This is a genomic window from Ruegeria sp. AL1 (genome assembly GCF_056540905.1).
The window spans coordinates 167,588-183,039 of record NZ_JBQFXP010000008.1; the positions used below are offsets into that span (position 1 = coordinate 167,588).

General features: G+C 60.3%; 17 protein-coding genes. 9 read left to right on the plus strand and 8 right to left on the minus strand.

The features are described from left to right. Window positions 1–5 precede the first annotated feature (5 nt). Genes napF through ACRZ9X_RS14325 form a run of 8 tightly spaced genes read left to right on the plus strand, consistent with a single transcriptional unit; the run spans window position 6 to window position 6,502 of the window. A complete protein-coding gene (gene napF, locus ACRZ9X_RS14290) occupies window positions 6–518 on the plus strand; it encodes a ferredoxin-type protein NapF (RefSeq protein WP_480519967.1) in 513 nt (170 codons plus the stop codon). Further along, a complete protein-coding gene (locus tag ACRZ9X_RS14295) occupies window positions 515–787 on the plus strand; it encodes a chaperone NapD (protein WP_480519969.1) in 273 nt (90 codons plus the stop codon). Before napF ends, ACRZ9X_RS14295 begins: the two co-directional genes overlap by 4 nt. Window positions 788–804: 17 nt before the next feature. Continuing rightward, window positions 805–3,297 carry a nitrate reductase catalytic subunit NapA gene (napA, locus tag ACRZ9X_RS14300; protein WP_480519970.1) on the plus strand — a complete coding sequence of 831 codons (2,493 nt, stop codon included), beginning with the start codon at window positions 805–807 and terminating at the stop codon, window positions 3,295–3,297. Window positions 3,298–3,324: 27 nt separating this feature from the next. Further along, window positions 3,325–4,143, plus strand: coding sequence for a ferredoxin-type protein NapG (gene napG, locus ACRZ9X_RS14305; protein WP_480519972.1), 819 nt, complete (start codon window positions 3,325–3,327; stop codon window positions 4,141–4,143). Beyond that, window positions 4,140–5,057 carry a quinol dehydrogenase ferredoxin subunit NapH gene (gene napH / locus ACRZ9X_RS14310; RefSeq protein WP_480519974.1) on the plus strand — a complete coding sequence of 306 codons (918 nt, stop codon included), beginning with the start codon at window positions 4,140–4,142 and terminating at the stop codon, window positions 5,055–5,057. The genes napG and napH overlap by 4 nt, the downstream gene beginning before the upstream one ends. A gap of 12 nt (window positions 5,058–5,069) precedes the next feature. After that, a complete protein-coding gene (locus tag ACRZ9X_RS14315) occupies window positions 5,070–5,501 on the plus strand; it encodes a nitrate reductase cytochrome c-type subunit (protein WP_480519975.1) in 432 nt (143 codons plus the stop codon). Window positions 5,502–5,530: 29 nt separating this feature from the next. Then, entirely contained in the window at window positions 5,531–6,232 is a 702-nt protein-coding gene (locus tag ACRZ9X_RS14320) for a NapC/NirT family cytochrome c (protein WP_480519977.1), read from the plus strand. A gap of 12 nt (window positions 6,233–6,244) precedes the next feature. Further along, window positions 6,245–6,502, plus strand: coding sequence for a hypothetical protein (locus tag ACRZ9X_RS14325; RefSeq protein WP_480519979.1), 258 nt, complete (start codon window positions 6,245–6,247; stop codon window positions 6,500–6,502). Window positions 6,503–6,536: 34 nt separating this feature from the next. Here ACRZ9X_RS14325 and ACRZ9X_RS14330 read toward each other — a convergent pair whose 3' ends face one another. Continuing rightward, complete coding sequence (locus ACRZ9X_RS14330) at window positions 6,537–7,238, minus strand: Crp/Fnr family transcriptional regulator (RefSeq protein ID WP_480519981.1); 702 nt, start codon at window positions 7,236–7,238, stop codon at window positions 6,537–6,539. A gap of 186 nt (window positions 7,239–7,424) precedes the next feature. On the opposite strand from ACRZ9X_RS14330, the gene hemA reads away from it, so the two are divergent. Then, a complete protein-coding gene (gene hemA, locus ACRZ9X_RS14335; RefSeq protein WP_480520117.1) occupies window positions 7,425–8,648 on the plus strand; it encodes a 5-aminolevulinate synthase in 1,224 nt (407 codons plus the stop codon). A 61-nt stretch (window positions 8,649–8,709) separates the two neighbouring features. Here the strand turns inward: hemA and ACRZ9X_RS14340 are convergent, their stop codons facing one another. From ACRZ9X_RS14340 to ACRZ9X_RS14370, 7 genes are all read right to left on the minus strand, one after another. After that, on the minus strand, window positions 8,710–8,997 hold the full coding sequence (locus ACRZ9X_RS14340; RefSeq protein WP_480519983.1) for a cytochrome C oxidase subunit IV family protein: 288 nt from the start codon (window positions 8,995–8,997) through the stop codon (window positions 8,710–8,712). A gap of 5 nt (window positions 8,998–9,002) precedes the next feature. Continuing rightward, window positions 9,003–9,551 (minus strand): cytochrome c oxidase subunit 3, encoded by a 549-nt coding sequence (locus ACRZ9X_RS14345; protein WP_480519985.1) that lies wholly within the window; start codon window positions 9,549–9,551, stop codon window positions 9,003–9,005. Further along, entirely contained in the window at window positions 9,548–11,470 is a 1,923-nt protein-coding gene (locus ACRZ9X_RS14350; RefSeq protein ID WP_480519987.1) for a nitric oxide reductase activation protein NorD, read from the minus strand. The genes ACRZ9X_RS14345 and ACRZ9X_RS14350 overlap by 4 nt, the downstream gene beginning before the upstream one ends. Before the next feature lie 9 nt (window positions 11,471–11,479). After that, on the minus strand, window positions 11,480–12,289 hold the full coding sequence (locus tag ACRZ9X_RS14355; RefSeq protein WP_480519988.1) for an AAA family ATPase: 810 nt from the start codon (window positions 12,287–12,289) through the stop codon (window positions 11,480–11,482). 5 nt (window positions 12,290–12,294) lie between these two features. Next, window positions 12,295–13,662: a cbb3-type cytochrome c oxidase subunit I gene (locus ACRZ9X_RS14360; protein WP_480519990.1), complete on the minus strand. Its 1,368-nt coding sequence runs from the start codon at window positions 13,660–13,662 to the stop codon at window positions 12,295–12,297. Window positions 13,663–13,678: 16 nt separating this feature from the next. After that, window positions 13,679–14,128, minus strand: a complete 450-nt coding sequence (locus ACRZ9X_RS14365; protein WP_480519992.1) for a c-type cytochrome — start codon at window positions 14,126–14,128, stop codon at window positions 13,679–13,681. A gap of 120 nt (window positions 14,129–14,248) precedes the next feature. Then, window positions 14,249–15,436 carry an NnrS family protein gene (locus ACRZ9X_RS14370; protein ID WP_480519994.1) on the minus strand — a complete coding sequence of 396 codons (1,188 nt, stop codon included), beginning with the start codon at window positions 15,434–15,436 and terminating at the stop codon, window positions 14,249–14,251. Window positions 15,437–15,452: the final 16 nt, after the last annotated feature.

The following is a 15,452-nucleotide window of genomic DNA, read 5'->3' on the forward strand; positions in this document are numbered from 1 at the left end:
AGCGAATGAATAAGTTAGCCAGCCGCCGCGCCTTTCTGAAGGGAAAGGTGCTGCGTAATGATCGGACATCTATCCGTCCGCCCGGTGCAGATGAGGTCGAATTCCTTGATCTGTGCACGCAATGCGACGAATGCGTCGAAGCCTGTCCGGAAGAAATCATCACATTCGATTCGCACGGGTGGCCAGTTGTTCAACTGAATGCCGGAACCTGTACCTTTTGTGGCGATTGCGCCACCGCCTGTCCCACCGGAGCGCTGGACCCCGAACATGTGGCCGATTGGCCGTGGCGGGCGAAAGTATCGACGTCGTGCCTGTCCATGAACGGCGTAAGTTGCCGGATGTGTCAGGACGTCTGCGACCATGGTGCGATCCGTTTCAAGCTGAAGAAGGGAGGTCGGGCTGAACCGACGTTCGATACCGACAGCTGCACCGGATGCGGTGCTTGCGCCAGCGCCTGCCCTGCCGGATCCGTCAGCTTTGAACGCCACACCCCACCCGCACCGGAGGTTGCCTTATGAACATCTGTGGATGCCTCGTACATGTCACCCCAGAGACCACCCAAAGCGCGCAGGATACAATTGCGCGGGTGAACGGGGCCGAAGTTCACGCGGCGGCCGAGGATGGCCGCCTTGTTGTCGTGGTCGAGGATACGCCGGAAAAACTGGCGTCCGAGACGATCATGGATTTGCACCAGATCCCAGGCGTGATCTCGCTGTCGCTCACCTATCACCATTTCGAAGACCTCGCGGAAACTCGTCCGCATCTTGATGCTTCCCGCCAGACATAAAGCCGGAGACCCATGTCATGACCATCTCTGAATCCCGTCGGACCTTTTTGAAATCAACCGCCGCCGCCGCGACTGCCTCGGCCGCCGGTTTGCCGCTTGCAACCGGGCAGGCCAGCGCACAGGTCGGAAATCCCGACATTCGCTGGGATAAGGCCGCGTGTCGGTTCTGCGGCACCGGGTGCTCGGTTCTGATCGGCACCAAGGAAGGCCGTGTGGTCGCCACTCAGGGCGACCCGGACGCACCGGTCAACCGGGGCCTGAACTGCATCAAGGGCTATTTCCTGTCCAAGATCATGTACGGCAAGGACCGCCTGACCATGCCGATGCTGCGCAAGACCAACGGCGAATACGACAAAAACGGTGAATTTGAGCCTGTTTCCTGGGACGAAGCCTTTGACGTCATGGCCGCCAAGTGGAAAGAAGCGCTGGCCAAGAAAGGCCCGACCAGCATCGGTATGTTCGGCTCGGGCCAGTGGACCGTTTGGGAAGGCTACGCCGCCGCCAAGATGATGAAGGCGGGGTTCCGGTCTAACAACATCGATCCCAACGCGCGGCACTGCATGGCCTCGGCTGTGGTGGGCTTTATCCGCACCTTTGGCATTGACGAGCCGATGGGCTGCTATGACGACCTTGAACACGCGGATACTTTCGTGTTGTGGGGCTCGAACATGGCGGAAATGCACCCGATCCTGTGGTCGCGCCTGACCGATACGCGCCTGACCAAACCGGGCTGCGAGGTGCACGTGCTGTCCACCTATGAGCACCGCTCGTTCGAATTGGCCGATAACGGCATGGTCTTCACGCCGCAGACCGATTTGGCGATCCTGAACTATATCGCCAATTACATCATCCAGAATGGCGCGGTGAATGAAGAGTTCGTCAAGAACCACGTAAATATCACCAAAACCGCCACCGATATTGGCTATGGCCTGCGCGATAATCACCCGCTGCAGCAAGAGGCCGAGAACCCCAATGTCGGCAAGATGGAACCCATCAGTTTCGAGGAATATGCCGAGGCGGTTTCGAAATACACGCTGGAATATACAGCGGAACTGTCCGGTGTTCCGGCTGACAAGCTGGAGCGTCTGGCCCAGCAATATGCCGATCCCAATCGCAAGGTCATGAGCCTGTGGACCATGGGCTTCAACCAGCACACACGCGGTTCCTGGGTGAACTCGCTGATGTATAACGTGCACCTGCTGGTCGGTAAGATCTCGGAACCCGGCAACTCACCCTTCTCGCTGACCGGTCAGCCCTCGGCCTGTGGTACGGCGCGCGAGGTCGGCACCTTTGCCCACCGTCTGCCCGCCGACATGGTGGTGATGAACGACAAGCACCGCGAGATTTGCGAGACCGCCTGGAACGTCCCGGCAGGGACCATTCCGCCCAAACCCGGCTTCCATGCGGTTTTGCATCACCGCAAGCTGAAAGACGGTGATTTGAACGCGTATTGGGTACAATGCACCAACAACATGCAAGCCGCACCGAACATCAACGAGGAAGGTTATCCCGGTTACCGCAACCCCGAGAACTTCATCACCGTTTCGGATCCGTATCCGACCGTGACCGCGCTGTCGGCGGACCTGATCCTGCCCACGGCCATGTGGGTCGAGAAGGAAGGCGCCTATGGCAACGCCGAGCGCCGCACCCAGTTCTGGCGCCAGCAGGTCAAGGCGCCGGGTGAAGCCAAATCGGACGTCTGGCAGGTCATGGAGTTCTCGAAACGCTTCACCGTCGAAGAAGTCTGGGGCGAAGAGTTGCTGGCCACCATGCCCGAGCATCGCGGCAAGACCATGTATGACGTATTGTTCGCCAACGGCGTGGTCGACAAATACCCGCTGTCGGAGACCGCCGAAGGGTTCGACAACGACGAATCCGAACACTTTGGCTATTACGTACAGAAAGGCCTGTTCGAGGAATATGCCGAGTTCGGGCGCGGCCACGCGCACGATCTGGCCCCGTTCGAGGTTTACCATCAGGCCCGCGGTCTGCGCTGGCCGGTCGTGGACGGCAAGGAAACACTGTACCGTTTCCGCGAAGGCTATGACCCTTATGTGCCCGAAGGGGCGGGGGTGAAGTTCTATGGCAAGAAGGACGGCAAAGCGAACATCATCTTTGCACCTTACGAGCCGGCAGCCGAAGAACCGGATGCGGAATACGATCTGTGGCTGTGCACCGGTCGCGTGCTGGAACACTGGCACACCGGGTCGATGACCCGCCGCGTGCCGGAACTGCACCGCGCTTATCCGTCGGCTGTGGTCTACATGCACCCCGACGACGCGCGTGATCGTGGTCTGCGACGCGGGCAAGAGATCGTGATCTCGACCCGCCGTGGTGAAGTGACCAGCCGGGTTGAAACCCGCGGACGCAACAAGGCTCCGCGCGGGTTGGTCTTCATGCCCTTCTTCGACGAGCATCAACTGACCAACAAGCTGACGCTGGACGCGACCTGCCCGCTGTCGAAAGAGACCGACTTCAAGAAATGCGCCTGTAAGGTCGAGCGCGCGTAAAAGGCTGGCAAGGCAAAGGTAAGACCCATGTCTGGTGTTGGCTCTCCCCTCTCGCCGCAGCGGCGCCGGTTCCTGCAGGACTCGGCGCGCGCAGCGGGCGGCTGCGTGGCAGCCGGGTCCCTGTTGGCCTGGCTGGCGCAGGACGCACGGGCATTGCCAGCCGAAGCATTGCGACCCCCCGGTGCCTTGCCGGAACAAGACTTTCTGTCGGCCTGTATCCGCTGTGGTCTGTGTGCACGTGATTGCCCCTATGACACTCTGAAACTGGCCGAATTGGGTGTGGATGCGGTCGCCACCGGCACGCCCTATTTCACCGCCCGCGATGTGCCGTGTGAGATGTGCGACGATATTCCCTGCGTCGCCGCCTGCCCGACCGGCGCATTGGACCCGAGACTGGACAATATCGACGACGCTAAAATGGGCGTGGCCGTTCTGGTGGATCAGGAAAACTGCCTGAACTTTCTCGGCCTGCGCTGCGATGTCTGCTATCGCGTTTGCCCCGTCATTGACGAGGCAATCACGCTGGAAACCGAACACAACGCCCGTTCGGGCCATCACGCGATCTTCATACCGACTGTCCATGCCGATCACTGCACCGGCTGCGGCATGTGCGAGAAAAGCTGCGTTCTGCCCGAGGCCGCGATCAAGGTTCTGCCCGCCCGGCTGGCGCGCGGGTCCAGCGCGGATCACTACCGCAAAGGCTGGGAAGAAAAAGAGGCCAAGGGCGCACCGGTCGTTGAAGGCATCATCGACTTGCCCGACCGCCTGCCGGGGCCGGGCACCGACAATCTGGCCGCGCCGGGCGGATTTGAGCCCAGCTTTAAATTGCCGGGGGTGACGCAATGACCGCCCGCACACATCTGCCGCTGGGACAAGAAGCCGTTCAGGTCAAAGGCTGGGTTGGGGCCCACAAATACCTGCTGCTGCGCCGCGCCAGCCAGCTGTTTTTTCTGGCCCTGTTCCTTGTGGGGCCGTGGTTCGGGATCTGGATCGTGCAAGGCACGTTGGCGGGGTCTCTGACCCTTGGTGTGTTGCCCCTGACCGACCCGTTTGTCTTCCTGCAGAGCCTTATCGCAGGGCACTGGCCTGAACTGACCGCTGCCATCGGCGCGGCCATCGTTTTGGTCGTCTACGCCCTGATCGGGGGTCGTGTCTATTGTTCCTGGGTCTGCCCGATCAACCCGGTGACGGATGGGGCGCACTGGCTGCACCGCAAGCTGGGCCTGCAGAAAGGCTGGCAACCCAAACGCGGCACGCGCCTGTGGATCATGGTCACCGTTCTGATCGTATCCGGCCTGACCGGCGTGATCGCCTGGGAACTGGTCAATCCGATCACGATGCTGCATCGCGGCCTGATCTTTGGCATGGGCTTCGTCTGGGCCATGGTCATCGCGATCTTTCTGTTCGACCTGTTGGTTTCTCGCCACGGCTGGTGCGGCCATGTCTGCCCGGTTGGTGCCTTCTACGGGCTGGTCGGCCACAAAGCGATGCTGCGGGTCAGCGCAACCAACCGCTCGGCCTGTGACGATTGCATGGACTGCTATGCAGTCTGCCCCGAAAACCACGTCATCTCTCCGGCGTTGAAAGGCAAGGTGGACAGCACCCCGCTGATCCTTTCGCCGGACTGCACAAACTGCGGTCGCTGTATCGATATCTGCGCCGTTGACGTCTTCAAGTTTACTCACCGGTTCGACGAGGATCTCGTCGCGCCACCCGATCCCATCGCCGCGCCCGAGGCGCGCGCCGCCAGACACATCTAAGGGAGTGCCAAGATGAACAAGTCGATCGTGACAGGCCTTACCGCCCTGATACCTACTTTGCTCGTGTGCGGGCTTGCGCTCGCACAATCCGCCGATGTCAACACTTTGCGTGGTGCGGAAGTTGATGAACCCGTCGCGCTGGATCAGATACACCGCAATGTCGAAGGCCGTGTTCAGCGAAACTATCGCCAGCAGCCGCCGCTGATCCCGCACAAGATCGACCAGTATCAGATCGATGTGCGCACCAATCAATGCCTGTCCTGCCATGACTGGACCAAGGCCGGTGAACGCAACGCGCCCACTCTGTCGATGACGCATTACCTGGACCGCGATGGTAACGAATTGGATCAGATTGCCGGCACCCGGTATTTCTGCAACCAGTGCCACGTGCCGCAGGTTGACGCGCCGCCTCTGGTCGACAACGTCTTCCAGCCCTCCAACTGATCCAACGTAAGTCTGAAAGGAGCACCGATATGGCCGACTCCCCCGAAAAACGCGGCTGGATCAGCCGCATCTGGAACGGGTTCTGGACCCCGGCGGCGCTGTTCAGCACCGGTTTTCTGCTGGTTGCGGGTTTTCTTGGTGGTATCCTGTTCTGGGGTGGGTTCCACTGGACATTGGAACTGACCAATACCGAAGAGTTCTGCGTTTCGTGTCACACGATGGAAACCAATCTGGGCGAATATCGCGAAACGATCCACTATAACAACCATTCGGGCGTGCGGGCGATCTGTTCGGATTGCCATGTGCCCAATGAATGGAACCACAAGATCAAAGCCAAGATCATGGCCGTCAAAGACGTCTATCATGAACTGGCAGGCACCATCAGCACCCCCGAGAAATACGAGGATCACCGCCTGAGCATGGCCTCGGCCGTGTGGAAAAAGATGAAGGAATCCGACAGCCGTGAGTGCCGTAACTGTCACAACTTTGACTATATGGACTTCACCATTCAGGAAACCCGTGCCGCATCCGAACACCAGCGTGCAATCGACACCGGTATGACCTGTATCGATTGCCACCAGGGGATCGCGCACAGCCTGCCGCCTGATTATCTGGATACTTATGAGAAAGTGACCGAAGGCTTGAGTGCGTCGAACGGTGACGCCCTGCAGAAACACGCCGCTGCGTCCGGGGATGATATCCGGACCTTCCTGAGCGACAGCAAGAACTAAGGGGCACACAAGATGCTTGAGATACTTGGAACCATCGGTGGCAATATCCTGAGCCTGCCCGGCATTCTCGGTCTGGCCCTGGGGATGATGACCCGGAAATTGTGGCTTGGTGCCGCGATGGGCGGTATTGTCGGCGTGCTTGAGACGCTGGTTTTTGCCGGTTGGCAATTCGCGAATGTCGAAACGATGGAACTTTTGATCGCCATCGTTGTCGGCGTGTGCGCGGGCAGCCTTGGCACGGGTCTTCGCATCAAAGGTGCAACTGCCTGAGTCTTATCCAGCCCGGCAGGTTCCGCTTGCCGGGCTAGCGTCCCCAATTCTCGGAGGGGTCGCTTTCGGCATAGTCACGCAGCAGGGTGATGTCCGAGATCTCCGCATGGTTGCGGTTGATTTTGACACCCACGGCCTTGAGCCGCGAAAACGCGCGGCTCAGGCTTTCGGGTTTCATGCCCAGACGACCGGCGATCAGCATCTTGTCGTACGGCAGTTCCACATCGCAGCCGCCTTCCTCGAGACTGCACAGACCCAGCAGAAATTCAGCCACCCTTTGCGCGCCGGTTTGCGCCTTGAGCTGTTCCAGCTGGGCGACCAGTGAATGCAGATGGGTGAAGGTCGCGGCCAGGATCGATATGCCGATCTCGGGGTCCTCTTTCATCAGGGATGTCAGGATCGGGCTGGGGATGTGCATGACCTGACAGGCGGAAACCGCCTCGGCCGAAACAGGGTAGGGTACGTTGCGCAGCGCAACGGCCTCGCCGAAACTGTCGCCTCGGGTGAAGACGCTGACCACCGCTTCGGCCCCTGTGGGTGTCATGCGAAACAGCTTGACCCAGCCATCCAGCACAACATGAATCGCCTGTGCGGTTTCTTCCTGCAGAAAGATCGTTTCGCCGCGATCATACTGACGCCAGATCGCATGGCTGAGCAGCGTTTCGACATGCTGATCCGGCAGGCTGCGCAGCAGCAGCGACTGACGCGCGATTGACTTTTGTGCCTCATGAGACATGAAGACGCCCCCGTTCCTTCCTGTCCGCGCCGAACGCACGGACTGTCCATCCCTGCATCAGGCTATGCCAAACCCCGACCAATTACACCACCCTTATAATACCGCTTGAACTTGACAATTGTCATGTTCCGCCGTTCTGCGCTGCCTTATTCTCAGGTCAAGCCAGTAATCCGGGGAGCACGCAAGATGGACTACGAGCGTTTTTTTAGTCAGAGCCTTGAAGATCTGCGGGAAGAAGGAAATTACCGCGTTTTCATCGACTTGCAACGCCGTTGCGGATCGTTCCCGAACGCGCGTCAGACCGATGGTACGGTACAGCGGGACGTGCGTATCTGGTGTTCCAACGACTATCTTGGCATGGGTCAGCACCCATCTGTGATCGGCGCAATGCATAACGCATTGGACCGCTGCGGCGCAGGGGCCGGGGGCACGCGAAACATATCGGGCACCACTCACGACCACGTGCTGCTAGAGGCTGAACTGGCCGATCTGCACGGAAAAGAAGCCGCGCTTCTCTTTACTTCCGGATATGTTTCGAATTGGGCGGCCCTCGGTACTCTGGCCGCGAAAATCCCTGGGCTGATCGTATTTTCGGACGCGTTGAATCATGCGTCGATGATCGAAGGCATCCGTCATTCGCGCGCGCAGAAGGTGATCTGGAAGCACAATGATCTGGAAGACCTTGAGGCGAAACTGGCCGCCGCCGAACCCGGTGCGCCGAAGATGATCGCGTTCGAGTCGGTTTATTCGATGGATGGCGACATCGCCCCGATCAAAGAGATTTGCGATCTGGCCGACAAATACGGTGCGATGACTTATCTGGATGAGGTCCACGCCGTGGGCCTTTACGGCCCGCGCGGCGGCGGCATTGCCGAGCGCGAAGGTTTGATGGATCGGCTGACAGTGATCGAAGGTACTCTGGGTAAGGCCTTTGGTGTGGTCGGAGGCTATATCGCTGCATCCGCCGCGCTCTGCGACTTCGTGCGCAGCTTTGCCAGCGGCTTTATCTTTACCACCGCCCTGCCGCCCTCGATTGCCGCAGGTGCCGCGGCCTCGATCCGGCACCTCAAGCAGTCGAATACCGAGCGTGATCTGCAAAAAGCCCGCGTCGCTCAGGTGCGCGCCCGATTGGATGCAGAAGGTATCCCGCATCTGCCCAACCCCAGCCATATCATCCCGGTGATGGTGGGCGATCCGGTGAAATGCAAGTTCATCTCGGACACGCTGCTGGAAGAGTTCGGCATCTACATCCAGCCGATCAACTATCCCACGGTTCCAAAAGGCACCGAGCGCCTGCGGATCACGCCCTCGCCCGTGCATACGGATAAGGATATCGACCATCTGGTCGGCGCGTTGTCGGCCTTGTGGCAACGTTGTCAGATCGCTCGGATGCCGATGGCGGCCCAATAACCAAAAGCGCCCCCTCGCTTGGAAAAACGCCGCCTCTTTCAGGGGTGGCGTCTTTCTTTGTTCAGATCAGGTAAAGCGCGAAGATCAGCAGGGCGAAGGCTGTCAGAACAACGGTAAAGCCGCGCAGCCAGGCGGGGCATTTCGCAAGGTCGAGATATTGCGCAAGGATGACGCGGGATTTGGCCAGTGCGAGGATCAGGATACCTGCGCCAAGGATGTTCGACGGGATTGGCGCCGTTGTCAGGATCGCTGATGTGACGCTGAGCGCTATTAACTTAAGCCACGCGCGTGTGAGAGGGGTCGGGAGCCTCCGGCGGGAGTATTTTTGAAAAGATGAAGCTGCGGGCATGGTGTTTATCCCAGCAGGTAGATCACGGGAAAGAGCATGATCCAGACCAGATCGACCATGTGCCAGAACTGCGCGCCGGCCTCGATGTTCCGGGGATCGTCGCGCCATGCGACCAGCAGCAGGATGGCGATGCCGGCCAGTACATGCGCGGCGTGAAAGCCGGTGAGCAGATAGTAGAACAGGAAAAACGGGTGGGTCTCATACGTGATACCTTGCGCGGCTTTGCCTGCATATTCCGCGCCTTTGATGATCAGGAACACAACACCCAGCGCAGCCGCCGCGATCAGCGCCAGACGGGCAGCGGCACGGCGGGCAGTTTGCCGCAAATGCAGGGCCCGAGCGGCGAGGTAGCCGGATGTGATCAGGACGGCAGTATTGAGCGCCGCGCCGGTGCGGTAGAGATGCGATTGCGCCTCGGCGAAGCCTGCGGGGTCGGTCAGTCGCACGCCCATGAACGCGATCAGGCCCGCGCCGAAGACCAGCAATTCCGAGATGATCAGCACCCACATCAACAACTCGCCCGGAAGCTCATCGATCAGCGAGCTGTCGGTCATGCGCCGACCAGTTGGCGGTATATTTGCGGCAGCGCCATGGTCAGGCGGTGCGGGTCGGGGATGACGGCGAACCCGCCCTGCCCGAACATACGCGGGAACCAGCTTTTGCCGGTTTTGTCGATGGTGACGCCAAAAACCGATTGCCCGGCGCGGCGGGCCTCGCGGACGGCCATGCAGGTGTCTTCGATGCCATGGCGACCTTCATAGTGATCGAGATCGTTGGGCTTGCCATCAGTGATGACCAGTAACAGGCGACGTTTTCGGGATTGCTCTGCCAGATCGGCGGAGCAATGGCGGATCGCAGCGCCGAGTCTTGTGTAGTGGCCGGGACGGAGGGATGCGATGCGTTGTTCGACAGTTGACCCCATCGGCTCATCAAACTGCTTGCAGCGCTGCACATAGACGCGCTGGCGTTTCAGCGAACTGAAAGCATGGATGGCGAAATCGTCACCGCAGGCGTTCAGGCCCCACGCCAAAGCGGCCAGCGCCTCGCGTTCGATGTCGATCACGGCGCGGCCTGTGACAGCGCTTTCGGTGGAGCGGCTGACATCCAGCAGGATCGAGACCGCCAGATCGCGCGCCTCGGGGCGGGATTGCATCCAGATGCGTTCATTGCCTTCGCCGCTGGCGTGGCGGTCGGTCTCGGCGCGCACGGCGGCTTCTATGTCCAGCTGGTCACCGTCCAGATGGCCTCGTGTCATCACGCGGCCCGGACGTAACGCCTCGAACTGGCGTTTGACGGCGCGGATGCGGCGGGCGGTGGCGGGGTCTTTGCCAAACTCGGCAGCGTCTTCGCGGATGTCAGCGTCGGACAACAGAACATTGACGTGATCGGGCAGGTATTGCCCTGTGCGCACATCCCATTCGGGATAGAGAATGCGGCCAGACAGACGCTCGCGATTCACGTCCTCGGGTGCGAGGTCCAGATGCAGTTTCAGCTTGGTGGGCGGGGCTTTTGAGATTTGGCCCAGCCCAATTTCTTCTTGATCATCGGCGGCCTTCTTGGCGTTGTCTGGATCGTCGTCGTCGATGCGACGGTTGATATTCAGGAACTCGGCCCAGCTGAGGATCGCTTCGAACTTATGCAGGATGAAACTGTCGCTGCGGTTCGCCTGATCCGATTTACGGCGGCGGGCGCGGTGGGTTTTCTCACCCGATTCTTCGGGCTCACCTTCGGTGTCAGGGTTCTCGACTTCGTTATGTTCGGAAAAGCCAACGGCGCGCAGTTCGGGCCACAGGGGCACCGGGCGCATCGGCTGATAGCCACGCGGGGCGGTCAGGTCATCGTCCAGCGCCAGTAGCTGTTCAGCTTTCTCAGACAGCGGCGCGGAGTCGCCCAGCATATGGCGAACCAGTTCCTCAACCGCAGCCTCAACCGGCGGCAGGCCGGGAATGTCGCGGTGGTGCAGGACACCTTTGCAAAGCTCGACATAAAGCGGACGCAAGCCGGGGGCGTCGTCCAGCGTCGCTGCGACCATGTCCTGCGCTGCCATCAACGCGCGCAGATCGGCGCGCAGCGGATCATCTTCGTCAATTCGTGTTCCGGCATGGGCGGCAGCGGCGGCCAGCCAGACATAAAGCGCGCCATTGGCCTCGCGCGCAGGGAATACGGCAAGCCGGTCGGGCAGGCGCAGAACTTCGCCGTCGAAGGACGCGCGCGGCATCAACTCGGCCTCGGTTGCCAGTTTGCGACGCCAACTCAGGCGGTGGCGTGAAATCTCGGGTGAGACCGGGCGCAATTCAACGCCCGGGCTACCCCCAAGTCCTCGGAAGAGGACGGCCAGCCGCCCCGCGACCTCTGAGAGGTCGACCGCGGCTCCATCATGCACCAAAGGTGCATCGAGGCGGCTGGCAAGGGTGTGCCACAGTTTCCCGATCGTTTCTTCGGGTTCCCATGGCTCAAAATCGATCCTGACCATCGGCCGGCCTCACCCAAAGACAGCCGTGACAAGATCGAGGAGCCCGCGTTTGATGTCCTCGTCATCCGTCAGAGGTTCAACCATAGCGGCGAGGATGGCGCGGTCGGTGGACATGCCCTGCGCGATCAGCGTCGCGGCATAGACAACCAGACGGGTTGAGACGCCTTCCTCAAGGTCCTGACCCTTGAGCCCGCGCAACTTGTTCGCAAGCCGGATCAGCGGCTTGCAGCGTTCCAACGGCAGGCCGCTTTCCTGGGCGACAACCTCGGCCTCCATCTCGGGCGAGGGGAAGTCGAATTCCAGCGAGATAAACCGCTGCCGGGTCGAGGGTTTCAGGGTTTTCAGGATATTCTGGTATCCGGGGTTATACGAGGCAACCAGCATGAAGCCGGGCGCGGCCTCAAGCTCCTCGCCGGTGCGGTCGATCGGTAGGATGCGCCGGTCGTCGGTCAGCGGGTGCAGCACGACAGTCACGTCCTTGCGGGCTTCGACCACCTCATCAAGGTAGCAGATCGCGCCTTCGCGCACCGCGCGGGTCAGGGGGCCATCGACCCAGACGGTTTCGCCACCTTTCAGCAGATAGCGCCCGATCAGGTCAGCAGCGGCAAGGTCATCGTGGCAGGCCACGGTATAGAGCGGGCGGCCAAGCTTGGCGGCCATGTGGGCCACAAAGCGGGTTTTGCCGCAGCCTGTCGGGCCTTTCAGCAGAACCGGCAGGTCGTTGGTGTAAGCGGCGCAGAAGACATCGCATTCATCGCCCTGGGCGAGGTAGAAGGGGGCGTCAGCCGCCCCCTCAGTCAGTTTCATGGAGCCGTCCATAGTCATCACTCCGCAGGGGTTTCGGCTGCGCCGGGTTCAATGATCTCTTTCCGGGGAACCCAGATCGAGTAGATGAACAGCAGCGCACCAAGGACCACGACGATGCCAGAGCCAAGGCGCATCCAGTAGAAGATGGCGACCTGATCCTGCACATCCATGAAGTAGTCGCCTACAACACGCTGCATGTGCGTCTGAACGGTACCGGCGAAGGTCAGCACGAAGGTCATGAAGACCATGCCGCTGGTCATCAGCCAGAATGAGCCCATGTTCAGAACCTGATTATAGGGATCGCGGTTCTTGAGGATCGGCATTGCATAGCTGAAGATCGCCAGATTGAGGCAGACATAGGCACCGTAGAAGGCCAGGTGACCGTGGGCTGCAGTGATCTGCGTGCCGTGGGTATAGTAGTTCACCCCGTGCAGCGTATGCAGGAAGCCCCAGACACCGGCACCGAAGAAGGCCAATGTGGCACAGCCCAGCGACCACAGCAGAGCGGCTTTGTTGGGGTGGTCCCGGCGGCCTTTCCAGACCATGACGAAGGCAAAGGCCATCATCGCAAAGAACGGGATCACTTCGAGGCTTGAGAAGATCGACCCGATCCACTGCCAATAGCCCGGCGTACCGATCCAGTAATAGTGGTGGCCAGTGCCAAGGATGCCCGAGAACAGTGCTGCAGCGACAATGACATAGAGCCATTTCTCGACGATCTCGCGGTCCACACCGGTCAGCTTGAGCATCAGGTAGGCCAGGATCGAGGCCATGATCAGCTCCCACACGCCTTCAACCCACAGGTGGACAACGTACCACCAGTATTGCTTGTCCAAGGACAGGTTGCCGGGGTTGTAGAAGGCAAACAGGAACAGCAGCGCCAGACCCCACAGACCCAACAACAGGATGTTGGTGATGGCGGTCTTCTTGCCCTTCAGCACGGTCATCGACACGTTGTAAAGGAAGATCAGCGCGGCCACGACGATGCCCGCCTTGACCCATTTGGGCTGTTCAAGGAACTCGCGCCCCTCTTTGCCCAGCAGCCAGTTGCCTTCAAACAGGTTGAAGACATAGGTCACAACCACGCCCAAAGTGCCGACCACAAGAATGATCAGCTGCAGATAGGCCAGCTTGGGCGAGTGGATCTCGCGTTCTGCTTCTTCCGGGATCAGAAAGTAGGCCGCCCCGAAGAAGCCAAGGATCAGCCAGACGATCAGAGAGTTGGTGTGCAGCATCCGCACGATGTTGAACGGCAGAAGCTCGCTCAGGAAATTGGGGGATACATAGATCAGACCGGCCAGCAGGCCGCCGATCACCTGTATCGCGAACAGGCCCATGGCTACGGCAAAGTAGGCGTAGGCGATTTTTTGGGATTCGTATTTCATTGTCCTTGTCCCTTTCTCAGCCCGCCTCGTTGGGCGGCCAGCCCTGCGCGTCGATATTGTCCGTCCAGATCAGGAAGTTTGTCAGATCGCGCAGCTCGTCGTCGCTGAGGTTGAAATTGGGCATCTGCCGACGACCGGGAATGCCGGTCGGTTGTGCTTCCATCCAGCCCTTGAGCGAGTCAAAGGCCGATTCCGGGTCGTCCAGGACACCCCAGCGGGTCATCACATTGCCGACCTCGGGGGCAAAGTAGGCCCCTTCGCCGAGGATCGAGTGACAGTTGATGCAGGCGTGTTTTTCCCAGACATGCTTGCCCCGAACCACACTTTCATCGAGCTTTGCCGAATTCTCGGAATTCACGATGTACAAGTGCGAATGGGCCGACAGGGCCAGAAAGATGAGGATGAAGAACAGTGACCCGCCATAGAATATGTTGCGAGCCATGCTCTTTGTCATGACTTCTCGCATTGCGCTCTCCTTTGCGCAGATTAGTTCGTATGGTGACAATGGCGGTTGGGCCGCGGGGCTTCCTTAACGAAAGTCAAGACTGCGTGAGGGAATGGTTAAGGCCACGGAATATATGAATATTCAGGCTGTGCGTGGACCGGTCAGGGCCGACCACATGGCGATCAGATAGAGCGCAAAGGCCCCGATCCACAGCCCGTCCACCACCAGCATCACGGTCAGATAGCCAGTGGTCAGATCCGATCCCACCCATCTGAGAATCGCCGCCAGCGCCATCAACCCGTAGGCCACCGCCATCGGCGGCGGCGCAACCAGCGTCCGCCCACTATGACCCAGCGCGGCGCGGCTCATGACCGCCAGGGTCATACCGCCGACGCAGCCGATGCCCAGTACATGCAGCGCTGCGATTTCGTTGCCGATGCCCAGCAGGGACAGGCCCCACAGCATCAGACCCAAGGCCAGCATTCCAAGCCCGACATGCAGCGCGATCAGGATCGGCTGGCGCAGCGCCCAGACCGACCGCCAGCGTACCATCCGCAGGATCTGTACGACGCCAAGCAACAGCGCGACCGCTCCGGTCAGCGGGCTGAGGCCCAGCAGCAACGCGCTCAGCGGCAGCAGCAGGGCGATGATCATTCCGGCCTTGTCCAGCGCCGCCACCGAGACGGGCCACGCCGCCTCGGGCGCGCCGTCGCGTTTCATTGCGTTGCGGGTGAAGGCCGGGGTGATCCGCCCGCCCAGAATTGCGATCATCGAACATAAGGTCAGCAACCCTGCGCGCAGGCCGATATCAAGGCTATGGCCTGTGACGCCCATCCATTCCAGATGAGTCAGAAGGTTGGAAATCCAGATCAGGCTGAGCAGCAGCAGGAACACCATATTCTGCGGTTTTGGCCGACGGATCAGCTGAGTCGCGATCTTCGCCGCAAGAATCGGCACGAAGGCCAGATCAAGCACCGCCACCAGAACCGGCGGCAACAGGCCCGAGAACCACATCGCCAGACGACCCAGCAGCCACAGACCGGCGGCCACCGTGATGAACTGCGCCTGCGCCTCTTTCGCTCCGGTCCAGTTCGGCACGGCGGTCAGAAAGAACCCGCCCAGCGCGGCGGTGGCATAGCCAAAGATCATCTCGTGCGCGTGCCACATCGGCGGGGTCATGGCGTAGGACGGATCGCTGTAGGGCACCGCTCCGGTCTGCATCATCAGCCAGATACCCCAGACGCCGCCCACGAACAGGCCGTATAGCCCGGCAGACAAGAAAAACACCCGAAACCCTTCGCCAAATACCCGTACGATGATTGCCGACATGCCCGCTCTCCTCGGC